The following is a 12531-nucleotide window of genomic DNA, read 5'->3' on the forward strand; positions in this document are numbered from 1 at the left end:
TCGCGGATTATAGCGACGGTTTCTCGGCTGTGCTATCCGAAAAATCCGATACGCGCACACGAAGAAACGTTGCGGCGAACTCCTCGGCGCACAGGGGCAGGCTGACGATGTAGCCCTGGATCTGTTCGCAACCTTCCTCGGTCAGGAATTGCTGTTGGGCCAGGGTTTCGACGCCCTCGGCGATGATGGTGAATTGCATGCTGCGGCCCAGGGCGATGATTGCCCGTACGATGGCTGCGTCGTGGGGGTCGTCGGGCAGGCCGCGGACGAAGGATTGGTCGATCTTGAGGATGTCCAGTGGCAGGCGCTTGAGGTAGCTCAGGGAGGAATAGCCCGTGCCGAAGTCGTCGATGGCCAATTGCACGCCGAGTTTTTTCAGCTGGTGCAGCACTGTCAGGGCCTCTTCGGCCTGGCTCATGATGAAGTTTTCGGTAATTTCCAGTTGCAATAAGCCGGGTTCGAGCTGGTGCTCTCGCAGCAGTTGTTCGATGCGCCCCAGTAGATTGGGTTGACGCAACTGGGCTCCGGCTAGGTTGACCGAAAGAGGGCCGAGGCTGTCGTAGGCGTCATTCCATTCACACAGCTGCCGGCAGGCGCGCTCCAGTACCCAGTCGCCGATTTGCAGGATCATGCCGTTTTCTTCCGCCAGGGGGATGAAGTGTTCCGGCGGCACGTCGCCAAACGTGGGGTGCGTCCAGCGGATCAATGCTTCGGCACCTACCAGTTGGTTGTCGACGAGGCTGATTTTGGGTTGGAAAGACAATGACAACTCGTTGCGTTCAATCGCCCGCCGTAGCTCATGCTCCAAGGCCACTCGCTCGCTGGCCTGGGCGGTGAGGTCGCGGGTATAGCTTTCCACCCGGTTGCGTCCCTTGGCCTTGGAACGGTACATCGCCGCGTCGGCATTCTTCACCAGCGTGGCGACATCGCAGCCGTCCTGCGGGTAGAGGCTGGTACCGATGCTGGCACTGATGAAGAACTCGTGCTCGCCGGCCTGGAACGGAGCGGCAAAGCAGTTCAACAGTTTTTGGGCGATGTGCTCCGCATCGCTGGGCTGTTGCAGGCCCGGCAGCAGGATAATGAACTCGTCGCCGCCCAGGCGCGCCACGGTGTCGATGTCGCGCAACTGCTCGCGCAAGCGCACGGCAATGCCCTTGAGCAACAGGTCGCCGACCGGGTGTCCGAGGCTGTCATTGATGTGCTTGAAGCGGTCCAGGTCCAGGAACAGCACGGCACCCTGGCTACCGTTTTCCTGCTGGCCATTGAGAGCTGCCAGCAAGCGGCTTTCGAACAGCGTGCGATTCGGCAGGCCGGTCAGCGGGTCGTGGTGGGCCTGGTAGTCGAGACGGGCCTGGGCGTGTTTGAGGCTGGAGATATCGGCGAAGACCGCGACGAAATGGGTGATCTGTCGGTCCCGATTGCGCACCGCGCTGATGGTCAGCCAACTGGGGTACAGCTCGCCGTTCTTGCGCCGGTTGGAGATCTCTCCTTGCCAGTGTCCTTCGGCCGTCAACTGATGCCACATCGCGGCGTAAAACGCGCTGTCGTGCAGGCCGGAAGCCAACAACCGGGGCGTATGGCCCAAGGCTTCGGTTTCGCTGTAGCCGGTGATTTCGGTGAAGGCTCGGTTTACCGCGCTGATGTGCTGTTGCGTATCGGTGATCAGCACGCCTTCGGCAGTGCTTTCGAACACGGTGGCGGCCTGTTGCAGTTTCTCCTGCATGAGATGGCGTTCGGTGATGTCCCGGGCGATGGTCAGCATGCAGTTTTCGTTGCCGATGGGCAGCGGGCGACTGGAGACTTCGCAGAGCCGGATCTGCCCGTCGTTGCGACGGATGTGGCAGCTGAAGTCCCTGACGAAGCCGTCCCGCTTCAGCAGGTCGAGCATCTGCTTTCGCTCGTTGAGGTTGACCCAGATGCCCAGGTCCAGGGTAGAGCGGTCCACCGACAGGGCACTGTTGAAACCGGTAATGCGACTGAAGCCTTCGTTGACTTCGATCAGCAGGCCGTCGCTTTGCCGGGACAATAGCAGGCCATCGGGCGAGGCGTGGAACGCCTTGGCAAACTTCTCTTCGGATGTCTGCAACTGCTGCTGGGTTTCCTTGAGCTGGCTGATGTCCCGCACCACCACGACCAGGGCTGGCGTCGTGTCGAGGTCGAAGGGCTCGGCGGAGATCAGCCCGGTGAACACCTGGCCATTGCTACGGCGGAAGGGCATTTCCAGGTTGCGAATGCTACCGGCCTGCAAGCGCTGCAACAGGCCCGGCCCCACGCCCTGGATGCCCCAGATATTCAGTTCGGTTGCGCTGTGTCCCACCACCTCGGCGGCGCTCAGGCCGATCTGCTCTTCGAAGGCCTTGTTGACCTCCAGCAGGCAACCGTCCAACAACCGTGCAATCACCAGGATGTCCGGGCACTGGCGGAACACCGAGGCAAATTTCTGCTCCGAAAGGCGCAGGGCTTCCTCGGTGCGCTTGGCTTCGCTGATGTCGATCATTAGCCCGCGCATCACCGGTTCGTGCCCGTGTTCGATCAGGCTGACAATATCGCGCACCCACAGGCAACGGCCATCGGCAGTGATCACACGATAATCGATGCAGTGGTCGCGACCCGCCAGCACTTCATGATCGCAATAGGTCTGGGCACGGATCAGGTCGGCGGGATGAATGATGTTGCGCCAGAAGCCCGGTATCAGCCAATGGGAAAGGGGATAGCCCAGCAAGTCTTCGGCGTGGGGCGAAACGTAGCTGTAAGTGAAGTCGCTGACCCTTGCCTCCCAGGCGATGGCCGACAGGCTCTCCACCAGCCCACGGTAATGGTATTCACTGCTGCGCAGCTCCTGTTCCAGCTCGACCCGCCGGGCGATTTCCGAGCTGAGTCGGCGGTTGATGCGAATCACCACAGCCAGTATGCCGACCAGGAGCAGCAACGCAGGCAGGCCGTAAAGCAGCAAGTCTGACCAGAGCTGGCGGTAGTCGTGCACATTGCCGACCCACTTCTGCTGGATCTCGGCAACTTCGGCGGGGCTCATGTCCGCCATGACCTTGTCCAGGATGCCCACCAATATCTTGTTGTCTCGAGGGACGGCCATTGCCAACTGATAGCGATACGGCGTTTCCCCGCTGACATAAAGGCCTTCGAGCTTGAGTTGACGCAGGCTCCAGACGCTGGAGGCCAGATCGCCCACTACCGCGTCCACCTCGTCGGTCGCCAGGGCTTGCAGGGCTGAACTGACGTTGGGCAGCGCCACGAGGTTCAGGTCGGGGTGGTGGTTGCGCAGCAATTCATGGGGGGCATAGTTCTCCACCACGGCTATTTTCAGCCCGTACAGTTCCTTGAGGTTGTGCGGCTGGGCGCCACCGCGGTGGGCCAGGATGACGATGGGGAAATCCAGGTAAGGGCGGGTAAATGCCAGGTAGTTCTGACGCTCCGGTGTGGACATGATGCCCGGCAAAAGGTCTATCTTGCCCTGTGCGACCTGCTCCAGCACGGCGGTCCAACTGACCGGCTCGATGGGTGTGAGCTTGATGGCCAGCCGCTCACGAATGATGTCGACGTAGTCGGCGGCCAAGCCCTGATAGCGGCCCTGGTCGTCACGAAACTCAAACGGCGGCCATGAGGCATCGACACCCAGGCGCAGGTCGGGGTGGTCCTTGAGCCAGCGGAGCTCCTCGTCGGTGAGCGTCAACGCGCCAGCTGTTGCGGTCCAGGTCATCAATGACAGCAAAAGCGCGGCCGTCAGTCTGGGCATCACTGTCTCGTCATGGCTTGGTGAGGATGATTCGAGTGTAGACGGGCAACAGGGTGCTGAGGAGCGTAGCGAAGGGGATTTTATCTGTGCATAGCAAAACCCCCGGCAGGGCCGGGGGTTTTGAAGGTCACTCGTCGAGGAAGGAGCGCAGATGCTCGCTTCGCGTCGGGTGGCGCAGTTTGCGCAACGCCTTGGCTTCGATCTGACGAATCCGCTCACGGGTTACATCGAACTGCTTACCGACTTCCTCAAGGGTGTGGTCGGTATTCATGTCGATGCCGAAGCGCATGCGCAGTACCTTGGCTTCACGGGCAGTGAGGCCGGAGAGTACTTCGCGAGTCGCTTCCTTGAGACTCTCGACAGTGGCGACATCGATCGGAGACTGCATGGTGGAGTCTTCGATGAAGTCACCCAGATGGGAGTCTTCGTCATCACCGATCGGGGTTTCCATGGAGATCGGCTCTTTGGCGATCTTCAATACCTTGCGGATCTTGTCCTCGGGCATTTCCATGCGTTCGCCCAGCTCTTCCGGCGTCGGTTCGCGACCCATTTCCTGCAGCATCTGCCGGGAAATACGGTTGAGCTTGTTGATCGTCTCGATCATGTGCACCGGGATACGGATGGTGCGGGCCTGGTCGGCGATCGAGCGAGTGATCGCCTGACGGATCCACCAGGTGGCATAAGTCGAGAACTTGTAGCCGCGACGGTATTCGAACTTGTCCACCGCCTTCATCAGGCCGATGTTGCCTTCCTGGATCAGGTCGAGGAATTGCAGGCCGCGGTTGGTGTACTTCTTGGCGATGGAGATCACCAGACGCAAGTTCGCTTCGACCATCTCTTTCTTCGCGCGACGGGCCTTGGCCTCGCCGATCGACATGCGACGGTTGATGTCCTTGATCTCGGCGATGCTCAGGCCAGTCTCGGCCTCCAGCGCACTGAGCTTCTGCTGGCAGCGAACGATGTCCGGTTGCAAGCGAGCAATGGCTTCAGCGTATTTGCTCTTGCCCTTGGCCAGCGCATCGGTCCAGCTTTCGTCGACTTCGTTGCCAGGGAACTGGCGCAGGAAATCGGCACGCGGCATGCGGGCATCACGCACGCAAAGCTGCATGATCGCGCGCTCTTGCTGGCGCAAGCGATCCAGGGCGCTGCGAACACGTTCGACCAGGCCTTCGAATTGCTTGGGTACCAGCTTGATCGGCATGAACAGCTCGGCCAGTGCCAACAGCTCGGCAATCGCCTGCTTGTTGTTGCGGCCGTGCTTTTTCAGCGCCTTGCGGGTGATTTCCATCTGGTCGGCCACAGCGCCGAAACGCTGTGCTGCGATGATCGGATCCGGACCGCTTTCGGCTTCTTCCTCGTCGTCGCTCGCTTCGGCGTCGTCGTCATCGGTGTCGTCGTCGGCCTTGACGGCTTTCGCGTCGATCGGTGGCGGCACTTCGGCGGCAGGCGGCGCAATGCCGTCGTCCGGATCGATATAACCGCTCAAGACGTCGGACAGGCGGCCACCTTCGGTGGTGACGCGGGTGTACTCGGAGAGAATATGGTCAACCGTGCCAGGGAAGTGCGCGATAGCGCCCATCACTTCACGGATGCCTTCTTCAATACGCTTGGCGATTTCGATTTCGCCTTCACGTGTGAGGAGCTCTACCGTACCCATTTCACGCATGTACATGCGCACGGGGTCCGTGGTGCGACCAATGTCGGTCTCGACCGCTGCCAACGCTGCGGCCGCTTCTTCAGCGGCCGCCTCGTCGGTATCGGCGTCGGCCAGCATAAGGGCATCCTTATCTGGAGCAACCTCGAATACGTTGATCCCCATGTCGTTGATCATGCGGATGATGTCTTCCACCTGTTCCGGATCTGAAATATCCTCCGGCAGGTGGTCGTTGACCTCCGCGTAAGTCAGGTAGCCCTGCTCACGACCCAATAGGATCAACTCTTTGATACGAGACTGCTGTTGCGCTTTTCCGGACATAACACCCTATCCACTGAAGGTCTTGGCGGGCAAAAAACAAGCCGAGGATTATACCTGAGCTGTGACCTCACGCGCCAGTTGAGGTCGGGTTTGATGCGCAAACATTGCGGCTGAGTAAGTCGCGCAATTGGTTTTTCTCTTCGCTGGTCAACTCGCTCTGGCGAGCTTTTCGCAGAAGTTGTTCCAGGTTTCGCTCGCGTTGGCGGGCGGACAAGCTAGTAATGGTGTCGAAAAACTGTTGTTCAAGGTTATCTCCCTCAATCAGCCATTCCTTCTCGGCCAGGGCCTTCAACAGGCGCCCCTGCTCGGTGCCGTGCCACCGTGCAATCAACTGGAAAGAGTTTAGCTTGGGGTTCTTCTGCACGGCTTCAAGGAGTGCGACCAGCAATTGCGTATTGCTGTGGTCCTCGGCGGCGAAGTGCCCGGCGTCCTCTACTTTTTCCGCCAGTTGCGGGTGATGCAGCAAGGTGCGCAAGGCGGCCAGTGTTGGTGGTTCGACGGCGGCCGGCACGCGCGGGGCACGTGGCTGGTCGCGATCGCCGCGCTTGCCGTTCTTGTCCCAGGGTTTCTTGTCCCATTTCTTGCCGCCACTGCCGGGTTTTTTCGGTGTCCATTCCTGCTGGGGGGCGTAATCCTGCTGAGGTTGATGATAGTCGGCGAAATCCGGCATCGCGTCGTAATCGATGCCCGGGTCATAAGCCGGTGGCGCCTCCTGGGGGGCGCTATGGACCAGTTGATTGACCGCTTCACTATTCAGGCCGGTGATCTCGCTCAGGCGCTGGCGCATGAGTGTGCGCAGGTTGGCGCCGGGCACCTTGTCGATCAACGGTGCCGCGAGGGTGGCCATGTGGGCCTTGCCTTCGAGGGAGCGTGGATCGGCTTCTTCGGTCAATTGCTGGAAAAAATAGTCGGCCAACGGCTGTGCGTGCTGGTTGATCCGCGCACGGAACGCATCGGTGCCTTCGGAGCGCACCAGGGTGTCCGGGTCCTCGCCCTCGGGCAGGAACAGGAAGCGTGCCCGCCGGCCGTCCTGCAGGCATGGCAAGGTCGCCTCTAGGGCGCGCCAGGCGGCGTTGCGACCGGCCTGGTCGCCGTCGAAGCAGAACAGCACGTTGGGCACGACGCGAAATAGGCGCTTCATGTGCTCTTCGCTGGTGGCCGTGCCCAGGGTCGCCACGGCGTTGCGCAGGCCTTGCTGGGCCAGGGCAATAACGTCCATGTAGCCTTCGACGACAATGATTTCATCGAGGTTGCGGTTGTTCTTGCGTGCTTCGTACAGGCCATAGAGTTCCTGGCCCTTATGGAACACCGGGGTTTCCGGGGAGTTCAGGTATTTCGGCTTGTCGTCGCCCAGCACCCGGCCACCAAAGGCGATGATCCGTCCGCGCGTGTCGCGGATCGGAAACATGACCCGGTCGCGGAAGCGGTCGTAGCGCTTGCCGGTTTCGGCATTTTCAATCAGCAGGCCGGCGTCGATCATGGCGCGCTGTTGCAGCGTATCGCTGCTTAGGTGCTTGTACAGGTTGTCCCAGCCGGGCGGGGCGAAGCCGAGGCCGAAGTCCCGGGCGATTTCGCCGGTCAGGCCGCGGCCCTTGAGATAATCCACCGCAGCCTTGCGTGCCGGATGGCTTTTGAGGGCCTGGCGATAAAAATCCGCCGCCGCCGTCAGCAGTGGGTAAAGCGGAGAATCGGTCGGTTGGCGTGGCTTGTGCTGTCGACCGCTTTCCTCCCGGGGTATTTCCATGCCGGCGGCTTTGGCCAGTTCTTCGACGGCCTGGGGGAAGTCCAGGTTGTCGTGGTCCATGATGAAGCCGAGGGCATTGCCGCCAGCGCCGCAGCCGAAGCAATAGTAGAACTGCTTGTCGGGGCTGACGCTGAAAGAAGGCGTTTTTTCTTTATGGAACGGGCAGCAGGCCGTGTAGTTCTTGCCCGCTTTCTTCATTTGCAGGCGAGAGCTGACCACGTCGACGATGTCGGTGCGGTTCAGGAGGTCGTCAATAAAGCTCTGGGGAATCAGCCCGGCCATGGCGTTCTCATCATCACTGCGCGAAATATGGACCCGAAATCGGCAGGCGTAACCGGGTCTGGGTTTGAGGCACGCTAAATCGGTGGCTCGACCGGGTCGTCTGCATCATCGCTGTCGGGAAGTGTATCTGCCGATAATCCACTGACGTTAATAACTATCAGTATTCGACTGTTTGAATGTGTTGCGCTGAGTCCGGTAACGGCTGTTCAGGCCTCGGATAGCTCATGAAGCGGACACGCAGGCAGGTGCCTTGGGCTGATCGTCGTTAGAGGAATCAGGGTGTGCTCGTCGGTAGCCTTGGAAGGCTCGTCAGGAAAGACGTGCACCGCTGGCAAAAGAGCCAGGTCTGACGCGGTGAAGCAGGTTGTCTATGTCGCGTCTGCGACATTTGACAGTGAAGCATCAAGCGTTATTCCGCAAATGCCATAAGCCCGGCTTGAAGGCCGGGCTTGGCAGAAGCTTGCTACGGACGTCTGTGTATTAGTACAGACGTACGGCGCGGCGCTGTTCGCGCTGAACTTTCTTGGCGTGACGCTTAACAGCGGCTGCTGCCTTGCGCTTACGCTCAGAAGTCGGCTTCTCGTAGAATTCGCGGCTACGAACTTCAGCCAGAACACCGGCTTTTTCGCAGGAGCGCTTGAAACGACGCAGAGCTACGTCGAAGGGTTCGTTCTCTTTTACTTTGACGGCTGGCATCCAGAGCTACCTTCATTCATTACCGGGGTCAACATCCTCGCGGCAAAAGAGCACTTGAAGACGTCGGTTTTTAAGGGTTGCGGATGTTAACCCCTCAACGCTCGGAATGCAAAGCCTCTGATCGAAAACCGCTGGTCGGGGCACAACGCGGCGACTATTATGCGCGCCTTCGAATTCAGCCTCTACAAGGCGCAAACCCATGCTAGTACTGGGATTAGAAACCTCCTGCGACGAAACCGGTGTCGCACTTTACGACAGTGAACGTGGCCTGCTGGCCGATGCGCTGTTCAGCCAGATCGACCTGCACCGTGCCTACGGCGGGGTGGTGCCGGAGCTTGCCTCCCGCGATCACGTCAAGCGCATGCTGCCCTTGATCCGTCAGGTCCTGGCCGAAGCCAATTGCGTGCCGACCGAGATCGACGGCATCGCCTACACCGCCGGCCCGGGCCTGGTGGGCGCGTTGCTGGTGGGCGCCTCCTGTGCCCAGGCGCTGGCCTTTGCCTGGGGGATTCCGGCCTTGGGCGTGCATCACATGGAAGGTCATCTGCTGGCGCCGATGTTGGAGTCGCAACCGCCGCAATTTCCGTTCGTCGCTTTGTTGGTATCGGGCGGCCATACGCAGCTCATTCGAGTCGATGGCATCGGCCAATACGAGTTGCTCGGCGAGACGCTCGATGATGCTGCCGGCGAAGCGTTCGACAAAACTGCAAAAATGATGGGCCTCAATTATCCCGGTGGGCCGGAAATTTCCCGGCTTGCGACGCAAGGGGTCGATGGGCGTTTCGTGTTCCCACGGCCGATGTGCGACCGTCCCGGCCTGGATTTCAGTTTCAGCGGGTTGAAGACCTTCGCCCTGAACACCTGGCAGCAGTGCGTCAGCGCCGGGGACGACAGTGAACAAGCCCGTTGCGACATCTCGCTGGCGTTCCAGCAGGCCGTGGTGGAGACTTTGACCATCAAGTGCAAGCGTGCCCTCAAGCAGGCCGGGCTCAAGCGCCTGGTGATCGCGGGCGGCGTGAGCGCGAACAAGGCCTTGCGGACATCGCTGGAGAAAATGCTCGGCGACATGAAAGGCGACGTTTACTACGCCCGACCGGAGTTCTGTACAGATAACGGCGCGATGATTGCCTTTGCCGGTTGCCAGCGCCTGCAGGCCGGCCAGCACGAAAGCCTGGCGATCAGCGTACAGGCGCGCTGGCCGATGGAGCAGTTGGCGCCCCTGTGAAGCGTCATTTAAAAATGCCGTTCGCGCCCGGCGAACAGGTCGCGTAGATTGCCCCGGTGACGCCAGACGATCAGCGCAACCAGCGCGGTCATCGGTAGCAAGGCCGCCGGTTCCTGCCAGGCCAGCAACGGCAAGGTCAGCGGCGTGGCGATCAGCGCGGCCAGGGAACTGGTGCGGGTCAGGTAGAACGTCAGCAGCCAGGCACAGACAGCCAGCAGGGCGGCGGGCGGGTACAGGCCCAGCAGCATGCCGGCGGCGGTAGCGACACCCTTGCCGCCACGAAAGCGAAAGTACAGCGGGAATAGATGGCCGATGACGGCGCAGACGCCAATCCAGGCCTGTTGCTGCAACGAGAGCCCTGCGAGGCTGGCGATCAATACCGGGACAAGGCCTTTGCAGAGGTCGCCCAGCAGGGTCAGGATGGCGAGTTTGCGTCCGGCCAGGCGCAGCATGTTGGTGGCGCCGGCATTGCCTGAGCCACTCATTCGCGGATCCGGGCGACCGGTCAGGCGGCTGAGCAAAATGGCGAAGGACAGCGAGCCGAGCAGGTAGGCGAGAATCGCCAGTAACCAAAACATGCTAACTATTCCGGGCGAGGACGCCCTGATTCTAACGGCGCATTGCGCCCTTGTCGTGCTGCGGAGAAGAGTGCTTGGACAGAGTGTTTATCGAGGGCCTGGAAGTCGACACGGTAATCGGGGCCTACGACTGGGAGCGAGGCATCCGACAGTGCCTGCGGCTTGACCTGAGCTTCGCCTGGGACAACCGTCCGGCCGCCGCGGGCGACGACCTGACCCTGGCACTCGACTACGCCAGCGTATCGTCGCGCATCCAGGCATTTGCCGAACAGGCGCAGTTCCAATTGGTCGAGACCTTTGCCGAGCGACTGGCCCAGGAGCTCATGGATGAGTTCAAGATCACCTGGCTGCGTCTGAAATTAACCAAGCCTGGCGCCGTACCGGCGGCCAGTGGCGTTGGTGTGGAGATCGAGCGCGGATGTCGCTGACTCAGGTTTTTCTCGGGCTCGGCAGCAATATCGAGCGCGAAACCCATCTGTGCGCCGGTCTTGAAGCCTTGGCCGGTTTCCTGGTGGACATCCGCTGTTCGGCCGTGTTCGAGAGCCAGCCGGTGGGTATCAAGAGCGGGCCATTCTTCAATTTCGTCGTCTCGGCCTTCACGGATCTGCCGCTGATGGAGCTGGATCGTCGTCTCAAGTTCATCGAGGCGGACAACGGTCGCTATGCGCCGGACCGCAAGGGGCTGCCGCTGGATATCGACGTGTTGTTGTATGGCGAACAGGTCGGCAACTTCGATGGATTGATCTTGCCGCGTGCGGAAATCCTCAAGAACGCCTTCGTCCTATGGCCTTTGTCGTTGATCGCGCCGGATCGGATTCACCCAGGCGTCGGCAAAAGCTTCGCCACTTTGTGGGAAGAATCGCAGATCGACCAGGTGCTGGCGCCAGTGGCTTTCGAATGGCGTGGCCAGCAGCTTACGCCATCGAATCTGCTGTGAGGCGCCTGCCGCCATCGCGAGCCTGCTCGCGATGGCGGCGTTACATCCGGCCGGAATGCGAACTGACCTGAAAACGCCTGTCAGCTCGCCGCCTCCTTATAGGCCTTCAACGCCTTGAGGCGCTCGCGCTTGATCGCCTCACCCAGCTCCGGTCCCTTGAAGCCTTTCTCCAGCAAGGGCTGCACCGCCACTGCGCGGGCTGCTGCCGCAGCGCCCCGCAAATAATCAGCCTGTGGATAACTTCTGTCTTCAAGCCCTTTGCGCCCCCGCGCATCCATCTCACAGGCTACGATGAATTCCTCGAAGCGCTGAGGACGACGGTACACATCGAAACTCTGCAGCAGCTCAAGCAAAGTGGACGCCTTGAGCTCAAGCGCGCGATGACCATGGGTGTGGTATTGGCCTACCAGTAACGCCAATTCCTGACAGTCGCGGGGTGCCTTGAAGCGTTCGTTGACCGCTTTGATCAGCTTCAGCCCCGTGTGCTCATGGGCGATGTGTCGCGGCCATTCGTGTTGGGGCGTCAGGCCTTTGCCCAGGTCATGGAGCAGGCAGGCCCAGCGGACTGTCAGCGGTTGTTGGTGCAGGGCGGCTTGTTCCAGCACGCTCAGGGTATGGGCGCCAGTGTCGATTTCCGGATGATGGGCTTCAGGCTGGGGTACGCCAAACAGCGCATCGACCTCTGGCATCAGGACCTTGAGGGCCGTGCAGTCGCGCAAGACCTGGATAAATACCTGCGGCTGTTTTTCCATGAGGGCGCGGGAAATTTCTTTCCAACTGCGCTCGGCCGTCAGTGCTTCCAGCTCGCCGGACTCGCTGAGTTGGCGCATCAGTTCAAGGGTTTCGTCCGCCACCTTGAAGCCCAGCGGAGCATAACGCGCGGCGAAGCGGGCAACCCGCAGGACTCGGAGCGGATCTTCGGCGAAAGCGGGGGAAACATGGCGTAGCACCCGGGCTTCCAGGTCGCGCTGGCCGTGGTACGGATCGGTCAGGTTGCCGTGGTCATCCTCGGCCATGGCGTTGATCGTCAGGTCCCGGCGAACCAGGTCCTGCTCCAGGGTCACTTCAGGGCTGGCATGGAACACGAAGCCGCCATAGCCTCGGCCGCTCTTGCGTTCGGTGCGGGCGAGGGCGTACTCCTCGCCGCTCTTTGGGTCTAGGAATACCGGAAAATCGGCTCCCACCGGGCGAAACCCCTTGGCGAGCATTTCCTCGGCGGTGGCCCCCACCACGACCCGATCGATGTCGGTGACGGGAATGCCTAGCAGGCGGTCGCGAACGGCGCCGCCGACTTTATAGATCTGCATAAAAAACCTCCGTTGGTCCGACAGGATAACCTGTGC

Annotated in this window: 9 protein-coding genes; 3 read left to right on the top strand and 6 right to left on the bottom strand. The window is 60.8% G+C overall.

The genetic code is table 11. The features are described from left to right. Positions 1-7: 7 nt before the first annotated feature. The 4 genes from BLO97_RS25915 to rpsU all read right to left on the bottom strand — a co-directional run bounded on the left by BLO97_RS25915 (position 8) and on the right by rpsU (position 8448). On the bottom strand, positions 8-3751 hold the full coding sequence (locus BLO97_RS25915; RefSeq protein WP_092146403.1) for a bifunctional diguanylate cyclase/phosphodiesterase: 3744 nt from the start codon (positions 3749-3751) through the stop codon (positions 8-10). 127 nt (positions 3752-3878) lie between these two features. Next, positions 3879-5726 (bottom strand): RNA polymerase sigma factor RpoD, encoded by a 1848-nt coding sequence (gene rpoD / locus BLO97_RS25920; protein WP_063324103.1) that lies wholly within the window; start codon positions 5724-5726, stop codon positions 3879-3881. A gap of 67 nt (positions 5727-5793) precedes the next feature. Continuing rightward, positions 5794-7752, bottom strand: a complete 1959-nt coding sequence (dnaG, locus tag BLO97_RS25925; RefSeq protein WP_072342441.1) for a DNA primase — start codon at positions 7750-7752, stop codon at positions 5794-5796. A 480-nt stretch (positions 7753-8232) separates the two neighbouring features. Further along, positions 8233-8448, bottom strand: coding sequence for a 30S ribosomal protein S21 (rpsU, locus tag BLO97_RS25930; protein ID WP_002551877.1), 216 nt, complete (start codon positions 8446-8448; stop codon positions 8233-8235). Positions 8449-8647: 199 nt separating this feature from the next. On the opposite strand from rpsU, the gene tsaD reads away from it, so the two are divergent. Further along, positions 8648-9673: a tRNA (adenosine(37)-N6)-threonylcarbamoyltransferase complex transferase subunit TsaD gene (gene tsaD, locus BLO97_RS25935; protein ID WP_092146407.1), complete on the top strand. Its 1026-nt coding sequence runs from the start codon at positions 8648-8650 to the stop codon at positions 9671-9673. Between the two features lie 8 nt (positions 9674-9681). Here tsaD and plsY read toward each other — a convergent pair whose 3' ends face one another. Further along, the gene (gene plsY, locus BLO97_RS25940; RefSeq protein WP_003206189.1) at positions 9682-10251 is read right to left on the bottom strand and encodes a glycerol-3-phosphate 1-O-acyltransferase PlsY; all 570 of its coding nucleotides are present in this window, start codon (positions 10249-10251) and stop codon (positions 9682-9684) included. Between the two features lie 74 nt (positions 10252-10325). On the opposite strand from plsY, the gene folB reads away from it, so the two are divergent. Together folB and folK are read left to right on the top strand one after the other, a co-directional pair. After that, on the top strand, positions 10326-10679 hold the full coding sequence (gene folB / locus BLO97_RS25945) for a dihydroneopterin aldolase (protein ID WP_003206187.1): 354 nt from the start codon (positions 10326-10328) through the stop codon (positions 10677-10679). Next, entirely contained in the window at positions 10670-11188 is a 519-nt protein-coding gene (folK, locus tag BLO97_RS25950; protein ID WP_057449623.1) for a 2-amino-4-hydroxy-6-hydroxymethyldihydropteridine diphosphokinase, read from the top strand. The genes folB and folK overlap by 10 nt, the downstream gene beginning before the upstream one ends. An 80-nt stretch (positions 11189-11268) precedes the next feature. On the opposite strand, the gene BLO97_RS25955 is transcribed toward folK, so the two are convergent. Then, complete coding sequence (locus BLO97_RS25955) at positions 11269-12495, bottom strand: multifunctional CCA addition/repair protein (protein WP_092348906.1); 1227 nt, start codon at positions 12493-12495, stop codon at positions 11269-11271. Positions 12496-12531 lie beyond the last annotated feature (36 nt).

Origin of the sequence: Pseudomonas sp. NFACC05-1, assembly GCF_900100135.1 — a bacterium.
Lineage (GTDB): Bacteria > Pseudomonadota > Gammaproteobacteria > Pseudomonadales > Pseudomonadaceae > Aquipseudomonas > Aquipseudomonas fluorescens_Q.